This window comes from Micromonospora sp. ABR4_055, assembly GCF_056160425.1.
Window position 1 is genome coordinate 1 of the sequence record NZ_JBSWXD010000057.1, and the last position, 25,785, is coordinate 25,785.

The following is a 25,785-nucleotide window of genomic DNA, read 5'->3' on the forward strand; positions in this document are numbered from 1 at the left end:
ATCGGCGACTCCCTCACGCCCGCCGCACCACCCAATACAGAAATGATCAACCAACATTCAGCGGCAACCGCGTCGGTGGATCGAGGCTGAGAAGGCGGCACCGCGCCCCGGTCCGACTCCATTCCACCGGCGCTCCTACGGGTTCCGCCCGATGCGCCGGGCTCATGACGCGATCGCCAAGACCCGTCTACTCACGTCCAAGAGCTACGAATGGATCGTGGAAGGCGACATCACGGCGTGCTTCGACGAGATCGACCACACGGCCCTGATGGACCGGGTGCGCGATCGGATCGCGGACAAACGCGTCCTGGCCCTGGTCAAGGCGTTGCTCAAAGCTGGCATCCTCGGTGAGGACGGCCAGCCGCGAGCCACCGACACCGGCACCCCGCGGGGATCGATCCTTTCGCCGCTGCTGAGCAACGTGGCCTTGTCGGTCCTGGACGAGCACTTCGCCCGGATCCCCAGCGGTCCCGCCGACGCGACGGCGGTTGGCAGGTCCTGGGACTTACGCCGGTGATCCTCTCGGGTGGCGTCGGACGAAGTCCCAGACGATGGCGCTGGCGTCCGGGCCGGCGCCATCGGTGAAGAGGCCGTCACCGGCAGGGCCTGGCCAGACGTGCCCCATACTGCGGACGAGGTACGACTCGACGACAGACGTGCCGTCGGGCGTGCTGATGGTGGTGCGCGTGTACGCATGCCTGCCCGGTTCCGCAGGCACCGTCGCCGTCTCTTCGACAAGGTCCAAACTCTCGTTTAGCAGACCGTCGTCAATGAGGTCACTTACCGCGATCCAGTGCTCGACGAGGCGAGTTGCGACGATTGGTGGGACGACGTCATCCTCCTCGCCCTGGATGACGAGCAGCGGCACCTGCCGCGCCCGGTCGCCCATCTGGGACCACGCCTGACGTGCGGTGTAGTCCGGCGGTGTGGCACCGGGGTCGTCCGGGTCCACCTGGTTCAGCCCATACTCGCCACCGGCGACCGACGTCGCGGTCGCGAAGACGTCGGGGTAGGTCGCCGCGAGGATGACGGCGGTCCCCGCCCCGGAGGACGCGCCGGCGACGTGCACGTGGTCCGGATCCGCGTTGTACTCTTCGACCACCTGCCGAGCCACGCCTGCGAGCAGCGCGGGTTCTCCGTCGTAGCGGTGCTGCTCCCGCGGATCAGCCGAGTTCCAGCAGTTGACCGCGTTGCGGAACAGGCGTTGCGTGGGATAGACCACGATGAAGCCCTCGCGGTCGGCCAAATTGTTAAACTGCGTCGTGAACTTCATCGAGTTCCACCCGTACCCGGACATCCCGCACCCGTGAATCGCCATGATCACCGGCAACCGGGTGGTGCCGTCGTACTGTGGCGGTAGGTGGACCTGGTAACGCTGGGAGCCGACGTCGCTTTCGTACTTGTGATTGCGATCTCCCTCCCCCATCCACCATGGCAGGCCGAACTGGAAGACCGCGACACCGACACCGACACCGACCGCGAGCACCAGCGCGACGCAGGAGGCGATCCAGGGCCATCGCCGCCGCCGAAGCCGGTCGGACCGCAGCTGATCGGACTCGAGCGCCTGGTCCAGTGCGGGCATTTCGTGCTCCTTTCGCCAACCGGTGCCCACCTGTTGGTAGTGGCCATGCCGGCAGCACTGGCTGCGACGATCGCCGCCGCGGTGCGCGTCACCGCGATGGCGACCGCCTCGGGTCCCCAATGGCCGCAGGCGATCTCGCTGGCCCGGGTCACCGTCGTCGACGTCCAGGGCAACGGGGGCCGCAGCGAGGGCATGGCGCCGCTGGCGAAGAGCAGCCCGATGATCGCAGCGGTGCGGGGATCGGGAGCTTCGCCGGCCTCCAGGATCCGACGGATCCGCGCTCGCAGCCGCGCCTCGTGCTCCCCGTCGGCCGCGGGCCACCTGGTGGAGCGGAACACGCGCAGCACCCGCGTCTCCTCACGCCGCAGGAGGCCGCGGGCCACGAGCCGGTCGACCACCACCTGCCACAGGTCGGCGCCGAGCGTGACGAGCAACGGCTGCACCCGCTGCGTCTTCTCGGCGATGGTGTCGTAGGCCGACTGCAGCAGCGGGTCGGGCAGCGGACCCTCACCAGCCGGGGTGACCCGCGGGCCGTTCAACCCCCCGGAGTCGTCAGTCTGAATCCGATTGAGCAGCGCGAGCTCGGTGAGCACCGCGCCCCCAAGCGTGTAGTACAGGGTGCCCGCCGACTGGATCGACGCGCCGTCGTCGTCCATTAGGAGCAGCATAAGGTCGTCGACGATGAGTAGGTCGTTACGTGCCGACATCGGCTTTTCGCCCATAGGTGTTCCTTCCCTGTCCTCTTTGCGCGTTGTCACTCGCCCGTGCGCTCAGCCGAGAAAGGTGCGCAGGACGGCGTTTACCTCCTCGGCGTGGGTCCAGAGCAGCCCGTGTGGGGCGCCTTCGATCTCGACGTACTCGGCGTCGGGAAGTGCCCGGCGGAACCGCCGGGCGGTGGCGTCGATGGGGAGGATGTTGTCGGCGGTGCCGTGCAGGATCAGGGCCGGTTTGCCACTGGCACGAACCGCCTCGACGTCTTCGCGGAAGTCCTCGATCCAGGAGGACACGACGGCGTAAGCCGCCACCGGCGCGCTGGAGACGGCTACGTTCCAACTACCGGTGACGGTCTCCTGGCTGATCCGGCTGCCGAGGTTCTCGTCGAGGTTGTAGAAGTCCGAGAAGAACTGCATGTACCAGGCGTATCGGTCACCTTTCGCCGCAGCCTCGATCCCGTCAAACACCTTCTGCGGCAAGCCCTCTGGGTTGTCGTCACGGGCGACCAGGAACGGTTCGAGCGAGGCGAGGAACGCCAGCTTCGTCACCCGCTGGTGGCCGTACCGCGAGACGTAGCGGGCCAGCTCACCGGTGCCCATCGAGAAGCCGACCAGGACGACGTCGCGCAGGTCCAGCGTCTCCAACACGGTGTTTAGGTCAGCGGCGAACGTGTCGTAGTCGTAGCCGGAACCAACCTTCGAGGAGCTCCCGAAGCCGCGTCGGTCGTAGGTGATCACCCGGTACCCGGCAGCAAGCAGCTCGCGCGTCTGAAGCTCCCAACTGTGGCCGTTGAGCGGATATCCGTGGATGAGGACAACCGGCTGGCCTGCGCCCTGATCCTCGTAGTACAGCTCGATCGGGGTGCTGTTCTCTTTCCCGACGGTGATGAGACCCATCGTCGTTTCCCTTCTGTCGTCGGATACTTCGTGGTGGCGTCCGCGCTGGAGGTGTTGTTGTGGTGCGGCGCTTGTCCACGGGGCTCCCAGCGGACCATCCGCGCGGCCAACACGATCGCCACCGCCGCCCAGGCCGAGGTCGGAGCCAGTAGGAGCACGGAGTCGGCGAGTGAAACTCCGCTGTTCCAGGCGGGTGCTCGGCCGTGCCCGCTGACGACGTCCGCTGGCCCTCGATGACCTCGAGCATCGAGGTCTTGCCCGCCCTGTTGGTACGGAGGAGGGCGTAGAACTCCCCGCTCGATCTGGAACGCGAGTTTTCTGACGGCGTGGAATTCGCCGTACCTGATGCTCAGCTCGTCGATTTCGATGACGGGTCTGGCTGACATCGCGATTCCTTTCGTCTTGACACCAGGCTCCCGCTACCGTCGACGCCTTCGCGTCGGTACAAGCCCCTTAGCTGTCACCGTCCGAGCAGGCCGCACTCAAGTGCGTGTACATGGCGTTGATGAGCCTGGACCCGACCGGCAACGGCCGCCGCAGGTGGACCATCCCGCACCGACCACGGCATTACCGTCGACTCGGCATAAGGCGTGGCGACGGTCGGGGTGAACGGCAGTACATGGGCTGCGCCGGTCGGGTCTTCAACGGCATCAACACAGTGCACCTGGCCTATGTGCGGGAACGGACCGGCCACGCCCTGATCGCCGCGCGGCAGTGGATCCCCACCGAGCAGATCACCGACCCGGCCACCGCCGCGCGGACGGGGCTGACCCCAGGGCTGGAGTTCCGCACGAAGGGCCAACTCGCGATCGACCTGTGCACCCACGCGTACGCCGACGAGCTGACCTTCGACGTGATCTGCGGTGACGAGGTGTACGGCAACTGCACCGAGCCGCGGGGGTTCCTCGAATCCCGTGGACAGGCGTACGTGCTGCGGGTCGCCTCGACCTTCATGATCCAGATGCCGTCCGGTGACCGGCTGACCAGCGCGCAAGCCGTCACGGAACTGGCGGCGGGGTCCGGCCGCGGCTGGCATGTCCGCTCGGCCGACGCCGGGTCGAAGGGACATCGCTGGTACGCGTGGGCGTGGATCGCCACCGCCTCACCCCGGCACCACCTCCTCGTGCGCCGTCACCTGGCCACCGGGGAACTGGCGATGCACTACTGCCACGTGCCCGAGAGCAGCCGGCGGTCGTGTCGCGGCTGGTCCGCGCCGCCGGCCTGCGGTGGCCGGTCGAGAAATGCTTCGAGTTGGGCAAGGACCACCTCGGCCTGGACCAGTGCCAGGCCCGCACCCTCCACCACCCACAACCACCCGACCACGCCATCGACTGGTTCACCTGGCGACGACGCCACCAGACCCGCACCTGCTGGCACCACCAACTCGCCCGCCTCAACCGCGAATACGCCCTGGTCAACTAGCAACTGGCGGGCTGCCGTAGTAGCCCCTGATGCCTTCGCCGGTCGTCACCGTGCGCGAGGTCGATGGTCGCTGCCCGCGGCGTACCGGGACCAACAACGGCGTCGGCGGACGTGCCGGCCACGGTTGAGACCCCACACTGGCGGCTGCGGTACGCATCGGTGATAATCGCCTACGTTCTAAGTTGGTTGTACGGGTGCCGACGGACTCAGGTGAGAACGAACTGGCGAACCTTCTGGGCCGGCGCGCAGACCGCGTCGCCGTCGAACACCTACTCGCCCAGGCACAGGCCGGACGCAGCGGGGCGCTCGTGGTGCGCGGGGAAGCGGGCATCGGAAAGACCGCGATCCTGGAGCACGCCCGCGATACCGCATCTCCGTCGGGGTTCCGGGTCGAACACTCGGTCGGAGCGGAGTCCGAGAACCAGTTCGCGTTCGCCGGTCTGCACCAGCTGTGCGCGCCGCTGCTGGACCACGCGGATGCGCTGCCCGAGCCGCAGCAGGCTGCCCTCGGCGTAGCGTTCGGCTTACGCGCCGGAGCGGCACCGGACCGGTTCCTGGTCGGGCTGGCCACCCTCAACCTGCTGGCCGAGATCGCCGAGGAACAGCCGCTGCTGTGCCTCGTCGACGACGCTCAATGGCTGGACGAGGCCTCCGCGCAGATCCTGGCGTTCGTGGCACGCCGAGTCGCCGCCGAACGAATCGCCTTACTCTTCGCGCTGCGCGATGTCGGCGACAGCGCTGTCACCACGTTCGCCGAGCTGCCGGAGCTACGGCTGGACGGCCTCAACGACACCGACGCCGGAGCGCTGCTGGCCTCCGCCGTCCACGCACCGCTCGACGCTGGAGTACGCGACCGGATCATCGCCGAGGCACGCGGCAACCCGCTGGCGCTGCTGGAGCTGCCCCGCAGTACCCGTCCCACACAGCTGGCCGGCGGGTTCGAGCTGCCCGACACCCTCAGCGTTCCGCACCGCGTCGAGGACGCATTCCGGCGCCGCAGCGGCAGCTTGCCCCCCGACACCCAGCTGCTACTGCTGGTCGCCGCCACCGAGCCAACCGGCGACGTGGCGCTGCTGTGGCGCGCCGCCGCCGAGCTAGGCATCGCCCTCGAAGCGGTCGAGGCAGCCGAAGCCGTCGGGCTACTCGAGATCGATATCCGGGTGCGGTTCTGTCATCCGTTGGCGCGTTCGGCGGTCTACCGGGCCGCCACGCCACCCGACCACCGCCGCGCCCACGGCGCTCTGGCCGCCGCCATCGACCCGCAGACCGACCCGGACCGGCGCGCCTGGCACCGCGCACAATCGATCTTGGGCACCGACGAGGACGCCGCTGCCGAACTTGAGCAATCAGCCGACCGGGCGCGGGCCCGCGGTGGGCTGGCCGCCGCAGCCGCGTTCCTGCAGCACGCGGCAACCCTCACTCCCGATCACGCCACCCGAGCCCGGCGGGCGCTGGAAGCCGCCCGCGCCAAGCACGAAGCCGGCGCCTCCGAAAGCGCGCTGGAACTGCTCACGACGGCGCCACTCGGGCCGCTGGCTCCCCTGCAACGCGCGCATCTCGACCTGCTGCGAGCCCAGATCGTGTTCCACCTGAACCGCGGCACCGAGGTGCCGGACATGCTGATGGATGCTGCCAAGGCGTTCGCCCCGTTGGACGCCGCGTTGTCCCGCGAGACCTACCTACATGCGCTGGACGCGGCGATCATCAATGGCGGGGGCGACGCGGTACGCATCGCCGAAGCGGCCCTGGCCGCCCCGGCGCCCGAGGTGCCGCCGCGACCGGTAGACCTACTCCTCGACGGGCTCGCGACGACCCTGACAAGGGGACATCCGGCAGGAGCGCCCCGGCTGCAGCTCGCACTGGCAGCGTTCCGCGACTGCCCGCAGGCGGAATCTGTGCAGTCCAGCCAGAGCGACCGTTGGCTGTGGCTGGCCGGCCGCAACGCCGTGACGGTCCTCGACGACGAGCTGCTCTATGTGCTGGCCAGCCGCAACGTCCAGCTCGCTCGTGAGGCCGGCGCGCTGGCGACGCTCCCCGCCGCACTGAACTTCCTGTCCATCACGTTGGTCCTGATGGGCGATCTCGCCCACGCTGACGAGCTGGCGGCCGAGGCCACAGTGATCACACAGGCGACCGGGGGCGTGCCGTTGCGCCATGGTCGCGTCATTCTCAACGCCTGGCGTGGCGACCAGGCCGAGACCACCGCGCTCAACGCCATCATAGCCAGCGATGGCACCTACCCCGACGAGGGCGTGGAGGTCTCCCTCGCCCGGTACGCGATGGCGGTGCTCCACAACGGCTTAGGCAACTATTCGGTCGCGCAGGAAGCTGCGGCGAGGGCGTGCAGGTCCGACGAACAGTCGATCAGCAGCGCGGGCCTACCCGAGCTCATCGAGGCTTCTGTCCGTGCCGGCGAACCGGAACGAGCGGCGCTCGCACTGGAGCAGCTCAGTTCACGCGCGGATGCGTACGGCACCTCATGGGCGCTCGGCCTGGCCGCGCGCTCACGAGCGCTGGCCAGCACCGGGCCCGATGCCGAGAAGAACTACCGCGAGGCGATCGAACGGCTCGAAAAGTCCCGGATGGCCAGCGACACGGCTCGTGCTCACCTCGTCTACGGCGAGTGGCTGCGCCGCGAAGGCCGCCGCCAGGACGCGCGCAAGAGACTCCGCACCGCCCACCAACTGCTGTCGGAGATGGGTGTGGAAGCGTTCGCCGAGCGAGCGGCCCGCGAGCTACGCGCCACCGGTGAGCACCCGCGCAAACGCACCACCCAGCCGGCCCACGCCCTCACCACCCACGAGCTGCACATCGCCCGATTGGTCGCCACCGGGGCCACCTCCCGGGAGATTGGCGCACAGTTGTTCCTGAGCCCTCGCACGATCGAAGCCCACCTGCGCAGCATCTTCCGTAAGCTCGGGATCACCTCCCGCCGGCAGCTCAAGGAACTACCGCTGCGCTGACCAGCCGCGCACACCACGGCCAGAAGACCTGGGAAGGCCGGGCAGCCAGGCGTCGGTGCTCGATCCACCAGCTGCGTTCGGCTGCTTTGACAGCGTCCGCCGGGCTAATACGCCGCGCCAGCACGGTGCGACCGATCGGGGCCTCCGCACCTTCCACCGACGCGAACCGTCGCCACGGATGCGAGGCTGGCGATACGCCGATGACCGACGGCGGTTCGGATCGCAAGACCTCATCCCGACATGACCTGGAAACCTGCGACACCATGCCGCACAACCGATTTGGCCGCCGAGTCGCCCTCAGGCCGAACCAGGAGCCAGGGTCGGGTCGCCCGGAGGGATCTCACCTCCGGGCTCCCACGGAACGGAGCGTGACAGTCTCCCGTCACTCCGCTCATACCACCCTGGCCATCATCAGAGGGTTACGGACCCAGGCCCAGTGCGCGAAGTAGCGCGGGTGTTGCGCGATGATGCGTTCCCACACGACTCGGGCCTTGCGTCGGGGTCGTAGCCGCCGGTACTTCTTGCGGATCCAACGCACCAGGTAGGAGTTGATGCGCGCCAGGAGAGTGTTGAGCTCGGAGCGGTAGAACCGCCCGTAGTAGCTCATCCACCCGCGTACGACGGGGTTGATCATCTCGGCGAGTTCGGCCCAGCTGAGGTCCAACCGGCGGTGGATCTGCCATCGCCGGACGGTACGGCTGAGTCTTTTGAGAGCGTCCTTGCTGACCGCCGGGAGGAACGCGGTGAACACGTCCCCTCGACGATCTTTGGCCCCGCGAGGACGGAACGTGTACCCGAGGAACGTGAACGAGGTGTCCGGATGGGCGCCTCGCCGGTTGGTGTCCTTGCAGTACACGATCCTGGTCTTGTCCGGGTGCAGGCGCAGCCCGACCTCGACCATCCTGTCCTCGATCGCCTGGCGCACCAGGTACGCCTGGCGTTCGCTGGCGCAGTGCACCACCGCGTCGTCGGCGTAGCGTTCGAACGGCACGGACGGGAACGTCCGGGCCATCCAGGTGTCGAACGCGTAGTGCAGGAACAGGTTCGCCAGCACGGGTGAGACCGCGGACCCTTGCGGGGTTCCCCGGTCTCGGGGTTGCAGGCTACCGTCGGGCTGCTGCATCGGGGCGATGAGCCACCGTTTGACGTACAGCAGTACCCACGGCAGGTCGGTGTTCGCCTCCACCGCTTTGATCATGAGGTCGTGGTCGACGCTGTCGAAGAACGCCTGGACGTCCAGATCGACGACCCAGTCGTAGCGCCAGCACCGTTGCCGGCATGCCGCTACCGCGTCCAGCGCCGACCGTCGCGGCCGGTAGCCGTAGGAGTCGGGGTGGAAGATCGGTTCGACCTTCTCCTCGATCCTGCGGGCCACCACGGTCTGCGCCACCCGGTCACCCACAGTGGGCACACCGAGTGTTCTGACCCCACCCTGCGGTTTCGGTATCCGCACCGCTTTCACCGGAGGCGGGAAGTAACTGCCCGAGGACATCCGATTCCAGATCTTGTACAGATTTCCTTTCAGATCCTTCTCGAACTCCCCCAAGCTGACGTCGTCGACTCCGGGTGCTCCCTTGTTCGCCTTGACTCTTTCGTACGCTTCCCAGACTTCCCACTTTGAAATCTCTAACGGTTTCTCTGACAATGTCAGCTCGCTCCTCACAGTTCCTCCCAGACCGTTATGCGTTCTGGTTGACCAGACGAACCAACTGCGGATGGCCCGGCCCCTTCGCTCCACCCCGATTACCAGGGCTTCGTCACTACTACAGGCCGGTCCGCCAGCGCGTCTCGCATCGGTACTCACACCTCGCGGGCACATCCCGCTCGGCTACTCCCTCTCGCCCGGCTACCCGGGGCGGTATCGAGACACGCCTTCCCACGTTCCATGCAGAAGCCGCAGACCAGGCTCATGCCGCCTCCATGCCGAGCACCGCCTGGCCAGTCATCGGGCACCCGCCAGACTCATCCCGCAGCCAACAGCAAGGACCACGGTTCTGATGCCACCTAAAACGTAACGACACGTCAACAGCGGTTCGGTTTCACTCATCTTCCCGGTCCCTACCTGACACCTCTCACGGCGCCTTTTCCACATCGCTCACCACGACGGTCTTCAGCCAACGCAGCATGTGGTGGTTTGAAGCCTCCTCCCGAAAGGCGACTCCGAAGGGCCAAACCTTCATCTCCTGCACAGCATCGATTCCTGACATCGCTCCTACATCGCGATCACCATTCCTCGTTCGTGGCACACGCTATTGCGTAGTCGGATTACTGCTGGTCACGGCGTCGATGAGGTCTGTGGAGCGTCGGTTCGCGCGTCGGGTGGCGCGGGCGATGTTGGGTTCGCCGTTGGCACGGTGGTAGCCAACCGCGGTGTTACGGAGTGTGGCGAAGACGGCGGGACCGTTGCCGGTCCGGGCTCGATGGGCATCCTCACGTAACGTCACGTCGCGGACGTAGTGCAGGCGGTTCTCGATATGCCACTCCGCTCGCGCCCAGGCGCCGAGGTCGGCGGGTTGGGCTGCTCCGGCGGGAAGGGACACGGTCAGATACGCCGTTTCGCGGCTGGTCCTGCCCTTGACCGTGCGGGTCCGGGTGATCCGGACGGCCTGCTGGGCGTGGGGGAAGCCGAGCCCGCCGGGGGTCGCCACGGTGACGGCCTTGACGGTGCGGGTCTCCGTGCGGCCGTGTCCGGTCTCGCGGGTCCGCGCTCCGACCGGGACCTGCGCCCAGGGCAGCGTCTTGAGCTGGGCGAATGTGGTCGGCTGGTTGGCTTTTACCGTGACCATCAGATGTCCGCCGGCGGCGGCCAGGTACTCGGCGTGTCCGGTCTGGGCGTGCAGGGCGTCCGCGACGACCAGGACGTCGGTCAGCGATCCCAGCTGGGCGGCGACCAGGCGTAGCAGGGGCGTGAACGCGGGGATCTGACCGGAAAAACAACTGTGAGTGGGCAGGCGGCATGGTGGGGGCCCATCCCCGCCGAGGTTCTGAATTTGTCCGTTGGGTGTGGTGCTGGTCAGGCCGGGTTGAGCTGAACGGTGTGGCCGAGGGCTTCGAGCTGGCGGATGAGGCTACGGGTCTTGCGGTGCTTGTTGATATGGGTGGCGTAGTGGTCCGGGCCGAGATCGATGAAGCTAGCGGTCGGGTCGGCCAGGATGTGCCAGACGATCGTCAGGATGGATCTGGCGATCGCGACCAGGGCTCTGGCTTTGCCTCGGCGTTTGACCAGGCGCCGGTAGCGTTCGCCGAGGAAGGTGTCGGTGCGGGCGGCTGCCGCGGCGGCGTCACCGAGCACACTTTTAAGGTAGGGGCTGCCACGGCCGGTGGGTCCGCGGCGGGTCTTTGACCCGGACTGCATGGTGCGTGGGGACAGTTTCGTCCAGGACACCAGGTGGCCAGCGGTGGGGAACTGGGCCATGTTCCCGCCGGTCTCCGCGATGATGATCTGAGCGACCCGAGGTCCGACACCAGGGATCTCGTCGAGCCGCTCCAAGACCGAAGGCTGATGGGCCGCAGGAGGACAGTCCTCACCAGTACCCGTCGGAGGCAGTGCGGCGATTAGCTGGTCGATGATCACGGTGAGCTTGTCGATCTCGACGTCAAGGGCATCGATCTGCTGCAGCAGGACGGCAGCGATCGTGGCGTGATGGTCGTCGAAACGGCCGGTCAACGCCTCAACCAGAGCGGGACGTTTGACCCGTAGCTTGCCCAGGGCCAGCTCGGCCAGTCGGCGGGGATCGCGTTCACCCGCGACGAGAGCGTCGATCATCGCTCTTCCGGACAGCCCGAGGAAGTTGGTAGCCACCGTGGACAGCTTGATCAAAGCGTCTTCCAGCAGCTTGTCCAAGCGCAGCTTGTAGCGGGTCCGGTCCGCGACGAGGTCGTGGCGCAGCCGGGTGTAGTCGCGGATGTCCCGGATCGCCTTCGGCGGCACGAACGAGGGCCGCAGCATCCCACGCTCGTTGAGCTTGGCCAGCCAGACCGCGTCGAGCTTGTCGGTCTTGGGTCGGCCCGGGACCTGCTTGACGTCGTTGGCGTTGACCAGCCACACGGTCACCCCGTGGGCTTCCAGGATGTAGTAGAACGGTCGCCAGTAGTCGCCGGTCGACTCCAGAACGACACGTTCGATCTGATCGGTGACCAACCGCTGGGCCAAGGCGCAGAGCTCGTTGGTGGTGGACACGACGTCCCAGACCAGCGTCACCCTGCGGTGAGGCTGAGTCGGATGCGGTAGCCGGGTACAGACCTTGCCGGATGCCTTCGCGACGTCGATGGCCGCGACCCGGCTCAACCGGATCTCATGGTCGGGGTCGTGGATCTCTTCAGGTTCTCGTGACATGCCACCGGGCTCCATACGGGCAGAAGGGGGTGGGAGGTCGCCCGTGGGCCACGGTCGGGAACCAAGAAATCTGACCGGCGTGCTCGAAGCAACAGTGTGCGACCCATCGAGGTCGGGCCCCGCGCCAGACTCGTTAACGGCTTCAAGTGCCAAGATCCCATCGGCGTCGGCGGGCGACCGTACCGCAGTTTTTCACGCCATTGCGGCGTGCTCGGCACAGGGTGACTCGTTCGATTTCGTGGCGATCTGGACCTGGGCGAGCACGATGCCGGTGCTGGTGTCGTAGGCCGACAGCAGATGGACCTGACGTCCGTCGGGGAGCCGGGCGCCGCGTACGACCTTGCCGTCGACGGCGATGACGATGCGCCACCGCCGTCCGGTCCCGCCGTCCGGTGTGGTGCGTGCCCGCAGCCAGCGGGCCAGTACCGCCGACAGCGTTTGCGCGTCGATGCGGATCAACAGTCGCCACACCGTGGTCGCGGCGGGGACCCGGTCGGTGAACCCGAGCCTCGCCCACGCGGCGCGGTCGAGGTCGCGTACCCAGTCGGCGATCGCGGCGAACGTGCACGCCCCGGCCAGCACCGCGCACACCGCGACCGCGAGCACGCTGACCAGGGGGTAGCGGCGGCCACGCGGGTCACGCGGATCGGGAACCGCCCTCAACGCGACGAACAGACTGAGCTGCTCGCTGTCAGTGACCGCTACCGGGAGAGGCGTATCGGTGGGTCGGTGCGGCAGCAGAATCTCGGTGGGTGATGATGGCATCGGCGGGTGCGGTCTTCCTCGGGATCATGCGGCTTCGCAACTTCATGATCACCAACGGGCCGTGCCCGTCCTGCATAGACCCCCGGATTCCTCCCAAACTCCCAGCTCAGCCAGCCCTCAACCGACTACGCAACGGCCCTGAACCAGGAGCGGACGACCATGCCTACCATCAACCATACGATCGACATCGCCGCGCCTGCGGATCCTGTGTGGACGATTCTCACCGAGACCGCTGCTACCCGGAATGGAACCCGTTCATCACGAAGCTTGACGGCAGCCTGACCCGTGGCTCTCATGTGGCGGTCACTATCGCTCTTCCCGGGGCTAAGCCGCGCCGCTTCACTCCCACCGTCACCACCGCCGAGCCCGAGCGGCAGCTCGCGTGGCTCGGCCGTGTGCTCATCCCGGGGATCTTCGACGGCGCGCACTCCTTCGACATCGAACCGCTCACTCCCAAATCGACCCGGTTCACCCAGTCCGAACGCTTCTCTGGATTGTTCGTGATGATGCTGCCCGGCTTGTTGCGCTCGGCCGAGTCAGGCTTCGCTACGATGAACACGGCTCTCGCCGCGCGGGCAGAGGCATGACGGCCGTGTGCGCAGCCCGGCGTCTGGGTGACTCCCGGCAGTGGCTCGCCGACCGCGACGAGCCCGCCGGGTCGGTATGTGAAATGAGCCCCGCCCGGTTCAGCTGCTCCCTGACTGACAGGTAGTCCATCGAATCAGGATGATCCGAGGCCACGGTCAGGCGGTGAGCTCGTTTGTACCAGGAACGCCACGCGAGGCGCTCAGGCCTGTTGCAGCAGCCGGGGGTGGTTAGGTTTTCCCTGAGCCGATATGCCGCCCACTCCCGCCTACAGAGTGTCAGATCATCGGGTTACCGCTGACGGTCGCCTCAGGGGAGGTGAGGTCCTGAATGACATCCCAATGTTCGACGATACGTCCGTTATCGAGCCGGAAGATGTCAACGATGACGACCGGATTCGGCGCCCACCCATGGACGACGCTGTGGGTGAACACGAGGTCACCCTGCGCGGCGATCCGCTTCGGCTCCCATGAGAAGCCCTCCAGGCCCGGCACCACAGCGCGTAGCGTGCCCAGACCATTGGCCAACTGAGGACTGTGCTGGACGTAGGGCTCAGACCAGTACCGGTCGAGCGCCGTGATGTCCTTCTCAACGAAGAGTTCCCGCATGGCGGTCAGTACGATTTCGGTGTTGCGTTGAGCCTGGCCAGTCGCTGTGTTCGCGGCCATGGTCATGCCTCCTCGATAGTCCCGACGAAGTTGTAGAGAGTGCCGCCGACAGTCACATTGGAATACAGCGTCGCGTTGGCGAAGCCCTCGACGTGGGTGACGGTGGCGCCGCTGGCCTCCGTCCACGAATTCAAGTAGACGCCGTCGCGAATCTCCCGCAGGTCGAGCTTCACGGTCTCCGCGTGACCATCGGGCGCAAGCCCGCCACCGCTCTCGACGACGAAGCTTCCCTGTGTCTGCGAATCAAAGGTGAACCGGACCGTCAGTTCACCCAGGTTGAACCGGTAGCTTCTGCCGATAACCTGCTCAGTCATAACATCCTTTCATCTTCAGCCGGTCGGTGTGCACTCTGCAGACCACCTGCTCGCTCCTTGGCTCATGCTGGGAATCGACCGACCGGGTGTCGGGTCATCCAAGCGGGGTCTGACCGCAAGGCCCGGTGTGATCGCAGTACGGCTGCAGGCGGCTCTGCCCGCAGCCACATAGGACGGCCCTGATCTCAGCGCTCGCACCTCGCGATGTGGCCACACTCAACTCACCGCGCACGATCAACTGTCCGGTGGAGTCGCGTGACCCACGTGGGCCGATCAGGGGCCTCCGCCCCGCCGGATACGAGTTCGTACCGCAACGCTCCGGAGGGACAGCGTCGGAGCCCTTCGGCCAAGCGCTCGGCCTCGGCACCGTCGGGCCGGCTCCACGGGCGCTGACCCGGATCAAAGACCTCCGGCAAGCCGCGAACCCACTCGGCAGCGTGCAGGCAACGCCTGGCCTCAAGGGTCACGGTGATCGACTGACCCTCGTACGCCTTCTTCGCGGTTCCGCTGCTCATGTCGCCTCTCCATCGTTGCCGCGCCCTGCTGTTCAGTCGGTGACTCTGCTGCGGGACTGGTACACCAGGTCCTGGTACTCGGGGTGCCGCGCGATCCACCCCGCGAAGAACGGGCAGGTGGCCAGGACCAGCAGGCCTGCGGCGCGGGCCTCGTCGAGGCCGGCGCGGGCAAGGGCCGTCCCCACTCCCCTGCCCTCGTACTCCGGCGGGACCTCGGTGTGCACGAACGCGATGAGTTCCTTGGTCCGGATGTACTGCGCGATACCCGCAACCTTGGACTCTCCCTCGACCCGAGCCTCGTACTGCTTGGCTTCGGGGACATCCTTCACATTAACTACCATGTGTCCTCCATCAGCTCTCATCTCTGATACGGGCGGACCGGCGCGGCGGCCAGGTCAGAGGTCGCTTCCGCCGTCTCCGGCGAGCATCTGTCTCCCAGAGGCGTCATACGGCTCGACCGCCGGCCGTACCACCGGTTGCCGCCAGTCGTGTTCGCAGGGGTAACGCGGCGGTCGTGCGATCACCTTGGTGGTCTTCACCAAGCAGAGGTTCGGTGCCAACGAAACGGGTCGTCCTCCAGGGCGGAGCGGTCCCAGCCCCCGAGGTCTGCGGCGGCCACGTAGGTGCTGCGGAGGAACTCAGCGACCGCGCGGTCCGGATTCGGTGCGGCGCGGGCAGCCTCGTACGGCAGCAGGAACTGCTGGAACTCAGCGCTGAAGTACGCGCCGTCGGGTCCGATCGGCTGCTCGGCGAACCCGTCGGGTGCGGGATAGGCGTACGAGTAGAAGGCGCCTTCCTCACCGCCGCCGGGCCAGAACCCGCAGCTGGACAGCTCGCGGGAGTAGCCCTCGACCATGACCCAGTCTCCGCAGTTCGGCACTCCGCCGGGGTGCGGCGGGGCCGACCGGCCGGAGAAGCGGGTGCAGGCGAGGTCCATCCCGCCCCAGAAGAAGTGCACCGGGCTGACCTTGCCCACGAAATGCGACCGGAACTCGCCGATCACCCGGTTCGCCTGCAACAGCTGCCGCCAGAACAGGGCGGCGGCCTCACCGTCGTAGGAGGCGTGGTGGTGGTCCTCGGCGAACGGGATCGCCGGGTCGACCTCGTTGGGATGCGGCCGGATCGGCGCCTCGATCCCGAGTTCGTCGAGCATGGCCATGACCCGCGAGTAGAACTCGGCGACCGGCATCGGCCGGAGCGGAAGACTCCGCACGCCGCCGTTGCTGGTGTGCACGTCGAGCCGATGGCCGATGAAGTCGAACTCGATCTCAAAGGCTCCCGTGCCGTACGGGATGGCGGACGTCGTCAACCCGCGTGGGCTCACGTACAGGGTCACCTGCCACCAGTGATTGACCAACGGAGCGTGCGCCATGCGGATCTTGCCCACGATCTGGGTCCACATGTGCAGGGTGTCACGCGTGTCGGTCCAGTCCGAGACCCGCAGGCTCGGCCAGCTCGTCGTTGCCGAAATGGTCATCGCTACTCACATCCTTGGCGCTGTCACGAGAGGTGACGGTCGTCGGGTCAGCGGTACTCGGGATTGGCCGTGTCCGGATAGACTCCTGCGTCCCAGACAGTGCGTTGGTTGCCGTAGGCCGGGAACCCGCCGGCACGACGGATCATCGACGCGAGGTGGAGCAGGTTGTAGGTCATGAACGCGGTATTGCGGTTGGTGAAGTCGTTCTCCGGCCCGCCAGAACCCGCGTCGAGGTAGGACGGGCCGGGACCGACCTCGCCGAGCCAACCCGCATCGGCCTGCGGCGGGATGGTGAAGCCGATGTGCTGCAAGCTGTAGAGGATATTCATGGCGCAGTGCTTCAGGCCGTCCTCGTTGCCGGTGAGCAGGCAGCCACCGACCCGCCCGTAGTAGGCGTACTGACCCTGCTCGTTGAGTACACCGGAGTAGCCGTAGAGCCGCTCGATCACCCGGCGGGTCACCGAACTGTTGTCGCCGAGCCAGATCGGACCGGCGATGACCAGGATGTCGGCTGCCAGCACCCGGGTCAGCAACGCGGGCCATTCGTCGGTGTCCCACCCGTACTCGGTCATGTCCGGTCGCACGCCGGTGGCGATGTCGTGGTCGACGGCGCGAATCTGGTCCACGCTGACCCCGTTCGCCGCCATGATCGCCACACTGCGGTCGATCAACCCCTGGGTGTGGCTCCGGCCGGGGGAACGGTTGAGGGTGCAGTTGATATACATCGCATGCAGCCCGGTAAAGTCGGGCTTCTCGATGATCCTCGCGGTCATGATGTCCTTCCTGGTCGCAATTGAGCAATGACATCGATGACCGCGAGCCGGACCCCGTCGCCAGGGTCGGGGTCCGGGATCATCATCTCCGGATCTACGAGATAGACTTCGTGACCGTTCAGGCGGAGCCGACGCGCGACTTCCAGGAGCATTCGTCGGGACACGTCGTCGATAGAGTGCACCAGGGAGACGTCGAGGACCACTCGGGGCTCCGAAGGCGCGCTCTCCACGACCTCGCGCACGATCCGTTCTGCTCCCGCAAAGTGGATTCCGCCCTGCAGCCGGAGAACCCGGGTCGCGTCCGCTCCGTCACCCCGTACCCGATTGGAACGCACGACCGCGCGCGCCGCAGGCGGGACCTCCATCACATGCAGTCCCATGTCTGCCGAGAACCGCTCGAACAGCGACACTCCGCGAACACTGTTGCCGTGCCTGTCCAGTCGTGGCGAGAAAGTGGCTATGCCGAGCTGACCGGGGAGTGCACCGATCAGTCCCCCGGCCACACCGCTCTTCGCTGGAATGCCGACCTGCGTGGCCCAGTCGCCGGCGGCGTCGTACATCCCGCAGGTGGCCATGACGCTCAGGACCTGACGCACCACCGCCCCGTCCACCACCTGCTCGTCCGACAGGGGATTCACCCCGCGGTTGGCCAGCGTCGCCGCCATCATCGCCAGATCCCGGGTGGTCACGAGGACCGAGCACTGACGGATGTAGCCATCGACGACGGCCCTGGGGTCCTCGGTGAGGATGCCGTGGCTGCGGAGCATGTACGCGATGGCAAGGTTGCGGTGCGCGTTCTCCATCTCGGATGCGCACACCGTCTCGTCGACTGTCAGCTGACGGCCAGCGAACGCCGAAAGCCCCTGGACGACGCGGTCGACCCGCTCGACGGGCGTCACGTTTTCCGGACCGGTAAGTGAGTGAGCGGTGATCGCGCCGGCGTTGATCATCGGATTACGAGGGCGCCCCGTGTCGTTCTCCAAGGAGATCTCGTTGAACGCCTCCCCGGATGGCTCGACCCCGACCTTGGCGAGCACTCGATCAAAGCCGCGATCGGAGAGCGCCATCGCGTACACGAAAGGCTTCGAGATCGACTGGATCGTGAACGCGACGTCAGGGTCGCCGGCACCATGGACCGTGCCGTCGACCGTGGCGAAGACCGCTGCCAGACGCTCAGGATCAGCCGCCGCGAGCTCGGGGATGTACCCCGCCGGCTCCCCGGAGGTGTCCGATTCGACATCTGCGAGTACGTCAGTCAGATAGTCGGGAACGACTGACCGCATCTGTCCTCCTCAGGTTCTCGCGGAAGCTGTTTGCAGGGCCGCGCCCGAACGGCCCGGCAGGCTGTGGTGAGGGTTCGCAGCTCGGCGGCCTCGACATTCGCTCCGAACGCAGCAGTCCCGGGCTCGACGCGGGCACCGGCCGAGAGGGAGCCGATCGCCACGGCGTCGAATCCGAACGCGTTGATGAGTTGTGACACCACAGCCACGTCCTCGGGAGAGTCTCCGGCGACCGCGATCGCCTTGCGCCCGGACCGCCCTGCGGGACGAGCCTCCTCTTCGAGGTCGTGATAGCCCATGTGGTTCAGCGCCTTGACGACCCGCGCGCCCGGCAGGAACCGCTGCACGGCATCGCTCGATGACACGCCGGGCGGGACGATCGTGTCGCGGAGGCCGTCAGACTCCCACCAGTGGTTCATCGCATCCACGACGAGCTTCCCCTTCAATTCGTCTACCGGGAGGTTGCGGTGCCTGCTGAATGGGAGTGCGAGGATCACCACGTCCGCGGTCGCCGCGACCTCGGTCGGCCACCCGGCAGTGGCGCCGGGTGTCAGCACCTCGGTGGTCAGTGCGATCCTCTCAGGATCTCCGGAGCCGGCTATGAGGACGCGATAGCCGGCGGCGACGGCCAGACGGGCCAGGACGGTGCCGACCTTCCCGGCACCCAGAATACCGACGGTTGTGACACGAGAAGTCATCGTGCAACCCGCGCCGTGGCTGCGGACTGCTCAGCCAGAAGCTCACGCACCCGCGGAATGACCTGCGTGCCGTACAGCTCGACCGACCGCATCCGCGCCGCGGCGGAGACTGTCCCCGCGGCGGAGTAGATCATGTCGAAACGGCCCACGTCCAACATCCGGACCGCGCGGGCGATCTTCGCCGCGACGGTCTCGACCGACCCGACGTACAGCGAGCCGTGCGCCACGTCGGCATCGAACTCCCGCCGCTGGAGCGGCGGCCAACCGCGCAACGTGCCGATCCGATCGCGGATCTCCCGGTATCCGGGGTAGAACAGCTCCTTGGCCTCCTCGTCGGTCGCGGCGACGAAGCCAGGCGAGTGCACCCCGACCGGCGCAGCGGTCGTGCCGAGCTGCTGGTGCGCCCGTCGATACAGGTCCACGTACGCAGCAAAGCGATCGGGCACGCCACCGATGATGGCGAGCATGAGCCGGAATCCGTAGCGCGCGGTGCGGAGCACCGACTGCGGCGTACCGCCCACTCCCACCCAGGTGCTCAGACGTCCCGATTCCGTCTTCGGATAGACGTCCGCGTTCTGCAGGGCGGCGCGAGTGGTGCCTTCCCAGGTCACCGGCTTCTCGTCCAGCAGTCGGTGAAACAGGTCGATCTTCTCCTCGAACAGCACCTCGTAGTCCTTCAGGTCGTACCCAAACAACGGGAACGACTCGGTGAACGACCCTCGCCCGAGGATCACCTCGGCGCGACCGCTGGATAGCGCATCGATCGTGGCGAAGCGCTGGAACACCCGCACCGGATCATCCGAGGACAGCACCGTCACTCCCGACGCGAGCCGGATCCGCTGCGTGGCGGTCGCGATGCCGGCGAGCACAGTCTCCGGACTGGAGATCGCGTACTCCGGCCGGTGGTGCTCGCCCAATGCGACCACGTCGATGCCGATCTGGTCGGCCAGGACGGCCTCGGCCACTGCCGCGCGGATCGCCTTCGCGTGCGAGACGATTTCCCCCCGGTCATCATGAGGGCGGTCACCGAAACTGTCGATACCGAACTCGATCTGCGATGCATCCACCGTGGGTGACTCCTTCAATGTCTCGGCTGCCTCCGACATCTGGTCCAGATGTGGTGATGCTCAGCGCGCAGGCGTTGCCGCCGAGCACCTAGGTGACGGCCACCGTTCGCCGGGCCGTGGGGCTTTCGCCGAAGTCGCGCACCGTGCCCGCCGACACCGTCCGACGACCCTCGATGACCTCGATCGTCGAGGTCTTGCCTGCCCCGTTGGTGCCGAGGAGGGCGTAGAGCTCCCAGAGCGCGACATGGGTCGAGATCTCCTCGACGGGGTCGAACTTGCCGTAGGTAACGCTCAATTGGGCGGCTTCGATGACTGGGCTGACGGGCATCGCGGCTCCCTCTCGTCTCGGCACAAGACTTCCGTCCTCGGCGGCGCCTTCGCGTCGGTATAAACGCCTTAGCCCTCACCTTCAGCGCACCGATTCGCAAGCGAGCTGGTCACGGGCGGTGCGAGCAAGCCGGCGTGGCAGCCGGGACGCGGGTTGACCAGTGATGGAAGCCGCGCGCTCGGGCCTGTCTCGACCTACGGCATCCGTTTCATCAACCGCTCCGCGTGGAGATCACGGGTGACAACTACCTACTCCGCCCCTGTCGGACCTCATCCCAACCTCGGGTGGAAGTGAAAGACAGACCACGCATGGGTCGGCGGCGCCGTCGTCGGCGTCCGGGTCGGGCGAGTGCTCCCCCAGGTACCGCGCCAGCTGCGCCGCCGCGAGGAGACAGTTGTACCGGGTCGTCTCCGGATAGTTCCCCGAACGCAGCGACCGGTCCCAGTCCCGCAGGGACCCGGCCCAGGTCCGGGACAGTCCTACGGTCAGCTTCTGAAGATCCAACAGTGCCATGGCAACCTGCCCGAGTTTTGTGGTCCAACAGCGGCACGCCAGACCGGGCATCCATGCCAAGCAATGAAAAGAGGGCTCCCGCAAGTCGCTGACCTGCGGAAACCCTCACGCTGTCGGGACGGCCGGATTCGAACCGACGACCCCTTGACCCCCAGTCAAGTGCGCTACCAAGCTGCGCCACGTCCCGCTCCAGCCGGCACAGCGCCGGCGGCAGCCGGTACAGCGTAGCGCACCGGTCGGCCAGGACACCGCGGCCCCCACCCGGGGAGATACGGCAGCCATACCGGCGACGGGCCTCAGCCGTGGGCCTTGCCCCGCCCGCCGGGACCCACCTGCTTGCGTGGGCGCACCGTGACCTCGATCGGGGTGCCTTCGAAGCCGAACTCCTCCCGCAGCTTGCGCTCGACGAACCGCTGGTAGCCGGCGTCGAGCGGGCCGGTGGTGAACAGCACGAACCGGGGCGGCGCCACGCCGGCCTGGGTGGCGAAGAGGATGCGCGGTGCGCGGCCGCCGCGTACCGGGTGCGGGGTGGCCTGCACCAGGGCGGTGATCCACTGGTTGAGCTGGCCGGTCGGGATCCGGGTCTCCCAGCTGGCCAGGGCGGTCCGCAGCGCCGGGGCGAGCCGCTCCACCGACCGGCCGGTCCGGGCGGAGATGTTCACCCGGATCGCCCACGGAATGCGCCGGAGGTCCCGCTCGATCTCCTTCTCCAGGTAGTAGCGTCGGTCGGCGTCGACCAGATCCCACTTGTTGAACGCGATCACCAAGGCCCGGCCGGCCTCGACGACCATCGACAGCACCCGCTGGTCCTGCTCGCTCAGGACTTCGCTGGCGTCGAGCAGGACGACCGCCACCTCGGCCGCTTCGATCGCGCCGGCGGTGCGCAGGCTGGCGTAGTACTCGGTGCCGCTGGCCCGGTTGGCGCGTTTGCGCAGCCCGGCGGTGTCGACGAACTGCCACGGTTCACCGCCGATCTCGACGATGCTGTCCACCGGGTCGACGGTGGTGCCCGCGACGGAGTCGACGACGGCCCGTTCCTCCCGGGCGAGCCGGTTGAGCAGGCTGGACTTGCCCACGTTCGGCCGGCCGACCAGGGCGACCCGGCGAGGGCCGCGCGGCCCACCCGGCTCGGTGACCGGCGGCGGATCAGGCAACGCGTCGAGGACCGCGTCGAGCAGGTCGCCGGACCCGCGACCGTGCAGCGCCGAGACCGGGTACGGCTCGCCCAGGCCGAGTGACCACAGGGCGGCCGACTCCAACTCGACGGACATGTTGTCGGCCTTGTTGGCGACCAGCAGGACCGGTTTGGCGCTGCGTCGCAGCATCTTGACCGCGGCCTCGTCGACATCGGTCGAGCCGACCGTGGCGTCGACGACGAACAGGATGACGTCCGCGGTGGCCACCGCGGCTTCGGCCTGGGCGGCGATCGCGGCGGCGCGGTCGCGGGCGTCCGGCTCCCAGCCGCCGGTGTCGACGACGACGAACTGCCGACCGGACCAGTTGGCGTCGTACGGCACCCGGTCCCGGGTCACGCCCGGGGTGTCCTCCACCACCGCCTGCCGGCGGCCGATGATCCGGTTGACCAGTGTGGACTTGCCGACGTTGGGGCGCCCGACGACGGCGACCACCGGGACCGGGGCGGCCGGCCCGGTCCGCTCGTCCGGGACTGCCTCGGCGCTCACCGGGTCGTCCGGGCTACGAGCAGCTCGCGGAGCTGGTCGACGACCTCGTCGATGCCCATCCCGGTGGTGTCCAGCTCGACCGCGTCGGCGGACTGCTGCAACGGGTCGGCGGCCCGGGTCGAGTCGAGCCGGTCGCGGCGGGCCAGCGCCGCGGCTGTCGCCGCTACGTCGGCGGCGGTCTCGGCGCTGCGCCGCATCGCCCTGGCCTCGGCCGACGCGGTGAGGTAGACCTTGAGGTCAGCATCGGGTGCGACGACGGAGCCGATGTCACGGCCCTCGACGACAATCGGGGACGGCTGATCGATCAACGCGCGCTGCTCGGCGACCAGCCGTTCACGTACCGCCGGCACGGCCGCCACCGCAGACACTGCGGAGGTGACCTCCTGGCTGCGGATCTCGACGTCCACCGCGACGCCATCCGCGCTGATGTGCGGTGCCGCCGGATCGGTGCCGACGGTCAAGGTGACGTCCGACGCGACCTTGACGACCCCGGGCGTGTCGTGCGGGTCGACGCCAGACCGGAGCACTGCCCAGGTGATTGCCCGGTACATCGCGCCGGTGTCCAGGTAGCGGGCGCCTGTCGCGGCGGCCAGTCGCCGGGAAACGGTGGATTTGCCGGATCCGGACGGACCATCCACCGCCACCACGAAGTGCCCGGTCCGTGCCTGCTCAGCCACCGTCGGTTTCCTCTCTTCCGTACCACCGGCCCCGGCAGTCCCGGGAGCATCCACGAGGGCACCTGCCGAGTGCCCGCTTTCCGGGTCCATCATGCCTGGTTAGTCGCTGACGGCCGAGAAGAGGGCGGCGACCTCCGCGTTGTTCAGCCGCCGGGTCCGCCCCGGCCGCAGGTCACCGAGCCGGATCGGCCCGATGGCGGTCCGCACCAGTCGCGAGACCGGGTGCCCCACCTCGTCGAACAGCCGACGCACGATGTGGTTGCGCCCCTCGTGCAGCACCACCTCGACCTGCGCGGTGCGACCCAGGGTGTCCAGCAGCGCATACTTGTCCACTTTGGCCGGCCCGTCGTCGAGATCGACACCGGCGAGCAGCCGGCGGCCGACCGCCCGGGGCACCGGGCCGGCAATCTCACACAGGTACGTCTTCGGCACCCCGTACGACGGATGCATCAGGCGGTGGGCCAGCGTGCCGTCGTTGGTCAGCAGCAACAGTCCCTCACTGTCCGCATCCAGCCGGCCGACGTGGTAGACCCGCTGGTCAACCCGGTCGAGCAGGTCCGACAACGCGGTACGCCCCTTTTCGTCTGCCATGGTGGAAACCACGCCGCGGGGCTTGTTCATCGCCAGATAGGCGAGCCGGTGGTCGGCGACGACCCGTTCGCCGTCGACGTGGATGACCGCCGTACGCGGGTCGACCTTGTCGCCGAGTTGAGCGATGCGTCCGTCGACCGTCACCCGGCGTCGGAAGATCAGATCCTCGCAGGCCCGCCGCGAGCCGACTCCGGCGGTGGCGAGCACCTTCTGCAGACGCTGTACACCGCTGTCGTCATCGCTGGGCATCGGCAATCTCTTCCACGTCGTCGGGCAGGAACGGCGCGAGCGAGGGTAGCTCCTCGACGCTGTCCAACCCCAGTTTCTCCAGGAACAGCGTCGAGGTGCGGTAGAGGTAGGCGCCGGACTCCGGCTCGCTGCCGCACTCCTCGATCAGGCCACGGGACAACAGGGTACGGATCACCCCGTCGCAGTTGACACCCCGGATCGCGGAGACCCGGCCACGCGTCACCGGCTGCTTGTAGGCGACCACGGCGAGGGTCTCCAGCGCGGCCTGGGTCAGCCGTGCCGACTGCCCGTCGAGTACGAACCGCTCCACGTACGGCGCGTACTCCGGACGGGTGTAGAGCCGCCAGCCGCCAGCCACCCGACGCAGGTCGAAGCCGTGACCGGCCGCTGTGTAGCCGGCGGAGAGGTCGGCGAGGACTGCGGCGATCCGGTCGGTGGGCTGCTCCAGCACCTGGGCCAGGACCACCTCGGCGACGGGTTCGTCGACCACGAGCAGGATCGCTTCGAGCGCGGCGCGCAACTCGGCGTCGTCGAGCAGCGCCAGCGCCTCCGGTCGGACCGGCGACGGCCCGACCACCGGTGTCGGCCCGGCTGTAGGCGGCGGTTCAGCGGCTGGCACCGGCTCGGGCGCCGGCGGCGGCTCGGGGGCCGGCTCCGCCGCCGGGACCGGTTCAGGCTCGGGGGTCGGCGGCGGCTGCGGTTCGGGCGCGGTGGCATGTTCCGCTGGTACGGGGGCCCGCGCCCACGGTGGCACCCAGGCGGCCGCCTGCTCGGCGAGCGAGTCGGACTGCTCGTCGGTGCTCACGGGGTCTCCTCCTGCACGGCGTCCGGCTGCACGGCCTTCAGCTGGGTGACCGGTGCCGCGGCGGCGTCCCGTTCCTCCGGGTGGCCGACGTACTCGTCAATGGTGAGCTCCCCGCCGCCGTCGGCGCCTCCGGTCCAGCGTACGGTCAGATCCCCCAGGGCCTGCTCCTGGCTGAAGCCGACCAGACCCTCCCGGTAGAGCTCCAGCAGCGCGAGGAAGCGTGCGACGACCTCCAGGGTGGACTCGCAGTCCAGGCACAGCGTCTGGAACGTCGCGGTGCCCATCCGGCGCAGCCGGTCACGCAACAGAGTGGCGTGCTCCCGCACGCTCACCCGGATCTGGTGCACGTGGTCGATGGAGACGACCGGTGCGACGCGTGGCGTCATCGCCCTGATCGCGAGCTTCGCGAGCCGCTCCGGACCGATACCGAGCACCAGCTCGGGCAGCGCCTGCGCGTACCGCTCCTCCATGGTGACCGAGCGGGGATAGCGGCGGGCCCCAGCGGTCTCCAGCTCGGCGATGTGCGCCGCGGCCTCCTTGAACGCCTTGTACTGCAACAGCCGGGCGAACAGCAGGTCCCTGGCCTCCAGCAGAGCCAGGTCCTCTTCGTCCTCGACCTGGGCGGCGGGCAGCAGCCGGGCGGCCTTGAGGTCGAGCAGGGTCGCCGCGACGACCAGGAACTCACTGGCCTCGTCCAGGTCCCAGTCGTCGCCCATCGCCCGGATGTAGGCGATGAACTCGTCGGTGACCTGGTGCAACGCCACTTCGGTGACGTCCAGCTTGTGTTTACCGATGAGCTGCAGCAGCAGGTCGAACGGTCCGGTGAAGTTGTCCAGCCGGACGGTGAATCCGGTGCTCTCGCCGGGCAGGACCACCCCGGCGGCG

At 67.8% G+C, this 25,785-nt stretch carries 26 protein-coding genes, 1 tRNA gene and 1 pseudogene; 4 read left to right on the top strand and 24 right to left on the bottom strand.

Annotated features, from left to right (window positions below; genetic code table 11):
* Positions 1–79 precede the first annotated feature (79 nt).
* Positions 80–517, top strand: a complete 438-nt coding sequence (locus ACXAHD_RS15135) for a reverse transcriptase domain-containing protein (protein ID WP_475051263.1) — start codon at positions 80–82, stop codon at positions 515–517.
* Here the strand turns inward: ACXAHD_RS15135 and ACXAHD_RS15140 are convergent.
* The 3 genes from ACXAHD_RS15140 to ACXAHD_RS15150 are packed head-to-tail and all read right to left on the bottom strand — an operon-like array spanning position 506 to position 3,192.
* Positions 506–1,426, bottom strand: coding sequence for an extracellular catalytic domain type 1 short-chain-length polyhydroxyalkanoate depolymerase (locus tag ACXAHD_RS15140; protein WP_475051265.1), 921 nt, complete (start codon positions 1,424–1,426; stop codon positions 506–508). The two genes, ACXAHD_RS15135 and ACXAHD_RS15140, sit on opposite strands and share 12 nt — an antisense overlap.
* Positions 1,321–2,304 (bottom strand): GOLPH3/VPS74 family protein, encoded by a 984-nt coding sequence (locus ACXAHD_RS15145; protein WP_475051239.1) that lies wholly within the window; start codon positions 2,302–2,304, stop codon positions 1,321–1,323. Before ACXAHD_RS15145 ends, ACXAHD_RS15140 begins: the two co-directional genes overlap by 106 nt.
* Positions 2,305–2,352: 48 nt before the next feature.
* A complete protein-coding gene (locus tag ACXAHD_RS15150) occupies positions 2,353–3,192 on the bottom strand; it encodes an alpha/beta fold hydrolase (protein ID WP_281554672.1) in 840 nt (279 codons plus the stop codon).
* Positions 3,193–3,799: 607 nt separating this feature from the next.
* Between ACXAHD_RS15150 and ACXAHD_RS15155 the strand changes: the two are divergent.
* Together ACXAHD_RS15155 and ACXAHD_RS15160 are read left to right on the top strand one after the other, a co-directional pair.
* A pseudogene (locus ACXAHD_RS15155) lies at positions 3,800–4,614 on the top strand (IS701 family transposase); the annotation flags it as partial.
* A gap of 194 nt (positions 4,615–4,808) precedes the next feature.
* Positions 4,809–7,577 carry an ATP-binding protein gene (locus tag ACXAHD_RS15160; RefSeq protein ID WP_289212754.1) on the top strand — a complete coding sequence of 923 codons (2,769 nt, stop codon included), beginning with the start codon at positions 4,809–4,811 and terminating at the stop codon, positions 7,575–7,577.
* Positions 7,578–7,968: 391 nt separating this feature from the next.
* Here ACXAHD_RS15160 and ltrA read toward each other — a convergent pair whose 3' ends face one another.
* The 4 genes from ltrA to ACXAHD_RS15180 form a co-directional block, all read right to left on the bottom strand.
* Positions 7,969–9,396 carry a group II intron reverse transcriptase/maturase gene (ltrA, locus tag ACXAHD_RS15165; RefSeq protein WP_475051242.1) on the bottom strand — a complete coding sequence of 476 codons (1,428 nt, stop codon included), beginning with the start codon at positions 9,394–9,396 and terminating at the stop codon, positions 7,969–7,971.
* Positions 9,397–9,826: 430 nt separating this feature from the next.
* On the bottom strand, positions 9,827–10,594 hold the full coding sequence (locus tag ACXAHD_RS15170) for an ISAs1 family transposase (protein ID WP_475051269.1): 768 nt from the start codon (positions 10,592–10,594) through the stop codon (positions 9,827–9,829).
* Complete coding sequence (locus tag ACXAHD_RS15175; RefSeq protein WP_421366303.1) at positions 10,591–11,913, bottom strand: IS110 family RNA-guided transposase; 1,323 nt, start codon at positions 11,911–11,913, stop codon at positions 10,591–10,593. The genes ACXAHD_RS15170 and ACXAHD_RS15175 overlap by 4 nt, the downstream gene beginning before the upstream one ends.
* A gap of 192 nt (positions 11,914–12,105) precedes the next feature.
* Positions 12,106–12,678 (bottom strand): ISAs1 family transposase, encoded by a 573-nt coding sequence (locus ACXAHD_RS15180; RefSeq protein ID WP_289212752.1) that lies wholly within the window; start codon positions 12,676–12,678, stop codon positions 12,106–12,108.
* A 209-nt stretch (positions 12,679–12,887) separates the two neighbouring features.
* Between ACXAHD_RS15180 and ACXAHD_RS15185 the strand changes: the two genes are divergently transcribed.
* Positions 12,888–13,265, top strand: coding sequence for an SRPBCC domain-containing protein (locus ACXAHD_RS15185; RefSeq protein ID WP_281554668.1), 378 nt, complete (start codon positions 12,888–12,890; stop codon positions 13,263–13,265).
* Positions 13,266–13,541: 276 nt separating this feature from the next.
* Here ACXAHD_RS15185 and ACXAHD_RS15190 read toward each other — a convergent pair whose 3' ends face one another.
* The 17 genes from ACXAHD_RS15190 to ACXAHD_RS15270 all read right to left on the bottom strand — a co-directional run bounded on the left by ACXAHD_RS15190 (position 13,542) and on the right by ACXAHD_RS15270 (position 25,775).
* Positions 13,542–13,931, bottom strand: coding sequence for a nuclear transport factor 2 family protein (locus ACXAHD_RS15190; RefSeq protein WP_281554667.1), 390 nt, complete (start codon positions 13,929–13,931; stop codon positions 13,542–13,544).
* A 2-nt stretch (positions 13,932–13,933) separates the two neighbouring features.
* On the bottom strand, positions 13,934–14,245 hold the full coding sequence (locus ACXAHD_RS15195; protein ID WP_281554666.1) for a MoaF-related domain-containing protein: 312 nt from the start codon (positions 14,243–14,245) through the stop codon (positions 13,934–13,936).
* Between the two features lie 94 nt (positions 14,246–14,339).
* On the bottom strand, positions 14,340–14,477 hold the full coding sequence (locus ACXAHD_RS15200) for a CDGSH iron-sulfur domain-containing protein (protein WP_353850332.1): 138 nt from the start codon (positions 14,475–14,477) through the stop codon (positions 14,340–14,342).
* Entirely contained in the window at positions 14,467–14,760 is a 294-nt protein-coding gene (locus tag ACXAHD_RS15205) for a (4Fe-4S)-binding protein (protein WP_475051249.1), read from the bottom strand. The genes ACXAHD_RS15200 and ACXAHD_RS15205 overlap by 11 nt, the downstream gene beginning before the upstream one ends.
* Before the next feature lie 32 nt (positions 14,761–14,792).
* Positions 14,793–15,101, bottom strand: coding sequence for a GNAT family N-acetyltransferase (locus ACXAHD_RS15210; protein WP_475051251.1), 309 nt, complete (start codon positions 15,099–15,101; stop codon positions 14,793–14,795).
* 194 nt (positions 15,102–15,295) lie between these two features.
* On the bottom strand, positions 15,296–16,237 hold the full coding sequence (locus ACXAHD_RS15215; RefSeq protein ID WP_475051253.1) for a DUF5996 family protein: 942 nt from the start codon (positions 16,235–16,237) through the stop codon (positions 15,296–15,298).
* Between the two features lie 47 nt (positions 16,238–16,284).
* The gene (locus ACXAHD_RS15220; protein WP_281554662.1) at positions 16,285–17,010 is read right to left on the bottom strand and encodes a flavodoxin family protein; all 726 of its coding nucleotides are present in this window, start codon (positions 17,008–17,010) and stop codon (positions 16,285–16,287) included.
* Complete coding sequence (locus ACXAHD_RS15225; RefSeq protein ID WP_281554661.1) at positions 17,007–18,293, bottom strand: glutaminase; 1,287 nt, start codon at positions 18,291–18,293, stop codon at positions 17,007–17,009. Before ACXAHD_RS15225 ends, ACXAHD_RS15220 begins: the two co-directional genes overlap by 4 nt.
* On the bottom strand, positions 18,266–18,988 hold the full coding sequence (locus tag ACXAHD_RS15230; RefSeq protein ID WP_281554660.1) for an NADPH-dependent F420 reductase: 723 nt from the start codon (positions 18,986–18,988) through the stop codon (positions 18,266–18,268). Before ACXAHD_RS15230 ends, ACXAHD_RS15225 begins: the two co-directional genes overlap by 28 nt.
* Entirely contained in the window at positions 18,985–20,094 is a 1,110-nt protein-coding gene (locus ACXAHD_RS15235; protein WP_281554659.1) for an LLM class flavin-dependent oxidoreductase, read from the bottom strand. The genes ACXAHD_RS15230 and ACXAHD_RS15235 overlap by 4 nt, the downstream gene beginning before the upstream one ends.
* A 49-nt stretch (positions 20,095–20,143) precedes the next feature.
* Entirely contained in the window at positions 20,144–20,383 is a 240-nt protein-coding gene (locus ACXAHD_RS15240) for an ATP-binding cassette domain-containing protein (RefSeq protein ID WP_281554658.1), read from the bottom strand.
* A 626-nt stretch (positions 20,384–21,009) separates the two neighbouring features.
* A tRNA-Pro gene (locus tag ACXAHD_RS15245) sits at positions 21,010–21,083 on the bottom strand.
* Positions 21,084–21,192: 109 nt separating this feature from the next.
* Positions 21,193–22,578, bottom strand: a complete 1,386-nt coding sequence (gene der, locus ACXAHD_RS15250) for a ribosome biogenesis GTPase Der (RefSeq protein WP_281554657.1) — start codon at positions 22,576–22,578, stop codon at positions 21,193–21,195.
* A complete protein-coding gene (cmk, locus tag ACXAHD_RS15255; RefSeq protein ID WP_281554656.1) occupies positions 22,575–23,255 on the bottom strand; it encodes a (d)CMP kinase in 681 nt (226 codons plus the stop codon). The genes der and cmk overlap by 4 nt, the downstream gene beginning before the upstream one ends.
* Positions 23,256–23,354: 99 nt before the next feature.
* Positions 23,355–24,095, bottom strand: coding sequence for a pseudouridine synthase (locus ACXAHD_RS15260; RefSeq protein ID WP_281554655.1), 741 nt, complete (start codon positions 24,093–24,095; stop codon positions 23,355–23,357).
* Entirely contained in the window at positions 24,082–24,900 is an 819-nt protein-coding gene (gene scpB / locus ACXAHD_RS15265; RefSeq protein WP_289212748.1) for an SMC-Scp complex subunit ScpB, read from the bottom strand. Before scpB ends, ACXAHD_RS15260 begins: the two co-directional genes overlap by 14 nt.
* Entirely contained in the window at positions 24,897–25,775 is an 879-nt protein-coding gene (locus tag ACXAHD_RS15270; RefSeq protein WP_475051272.1) for a segregation and condensation protein A, read from the bottom strand. Before ACXAHD_RS15270 ends, scpB begins: the two co-directional genes overlap by 4 nt.
* Positions 25,776–25,785 lie beyond the last annotated feature (10 nt).

What these genes read in the sequence shown, in the direction of transcription:
- ACXAHD_RS15140 (WP_475051265.1), bottom strand. Translation starts at nt 1,426, where the DNA reads ATGGGGGAGGGAGATCGCAATCACAAGTACGAAAGCGACGTCGGCTCC.
- ACXAHD_RS15145 (WP_475051239.1), bottom strand. Translation starts at nt 2,304, where the DNA reads ATGGGCGAAAAGCCGATGTCGGCACGTAACGACCTACTCATCGTCGAC.
- ACXAHD_RS15150 (WP_281554672.1), bottom strand. Translation starts at nt 3,192, where the DNA reads ATGGGTCTCATCACCGTCGGGAAAGAGAACAGCACCCCGATCGAGCTG.
- ltrA (WP_475051242.1), bottom strand. Translation starts at nt 9,396, where the DNA reads ATGTGCCCGCGAGGTGTGAGTACCGATGCGAGACGCGCTGGCGGACCG.
- ACXAHD_RS15175 (WP_421366303.1), bottom strand. Translation starts at nt 11,913, where the DNA reads ATGTCACGAGAACCTGAAGAGATCCACGACCCCGACCATGAGATCCGG.
- ACXAHD_RS15180 (WP_289212752.1), bottom strand. Translation starts at nt 12,678, where the DNA reads ATGCCATCATCACCCACCGAGATTCTGCTGCCGCACCGACCCACCGAT.
- ACXAHD_RS15190 (WP_281554667.1), bottom strand. Translation starts at nt 13,931, where the DNA reads ATGGCCGCGAACACAGCGACTGGCCAGGCTCAACGCAACACCGAAATC.
- ACXAHD_RS15195 (WP_281554666.1), bottom strand. Translation starts at nt 14,245, where the DNA reads ATGACTGAGCAGGTTATCGGCAGAAGCTACCGGTTCAACCTGGGTGAA.
- ACXAHD_RS15205 (WP_475051249.1), bottom strand. Translation starts at nt 14,760, where the DNA reads ATGAGCAGCGGAACCGCGAAGAAGGCGTACGAGGGTCAGTCGATCACC.
- ACXAHD_RS15210 (WP_475051251.1), bottom strand. Translation starts at nt 15,101, where the DNA reads ATGGTAGTTAATGTGAAGGATGTCCCCGAAGCCAAGCAGTACGAGGCT.
- ACXAHD_RS15215 (WP_475051253.1), bottom strand. Translation starts at nt 16,237, where the DNA reads ATGACCATTTCGGCAACGACGAGCTGGCCGAGCCTGCGGGTCTCGGAC.
- ACXAHD_RS15220 (WP_281554662.1), bottom strand. Translation starts at nt 17,010, where the DNA reads ATGACCGCGAGGATCATCGAGAAGCCCGACTTTACCGGGCTGCATGCG.
- ACXAHD_RS15225 (WP_281554661.1), bottom strand. Translation starts at nt 18,293, where the DNA reads ATGCGGTCAGTCGTTCCCGACTATCTGACTGACGTACTCGCAGATGTC.
- ACXAHD_RS15230 (WP_281554660.1), bottom strand. Translation starts at nt 18,988, where the DNA reads ATGACTTCTCGTGTCACAACCGTCGGTATTCTGGGTGCCGGGAAGGTC.
- ACXAHD_RS15235 (WP_281554659.1), bottom strand. Translation starts at nt 20,094, where the DNA reads ATGTCGGAGGCAGCCGAGACATTGAAGGAGTCACCCACGGTGGATGCA.
- ACXAHD_RS15240 (WP_281554658.1), bottom strand. Translation starts at nt 20,383, where the DNA reads ATGCCCGTCAGCCCAGTCATCGAAGCCGCCCAATTGAGCGTTACCTAC.
- ACXAHD_RS15260 (WP_281554655.1), bottom strand. Translation starts at nt 24,095, where the DNA reads ATGCCCAGCGATGACGACAGCGGTGTACAGCGTCTGCAGAAGGTGCTC.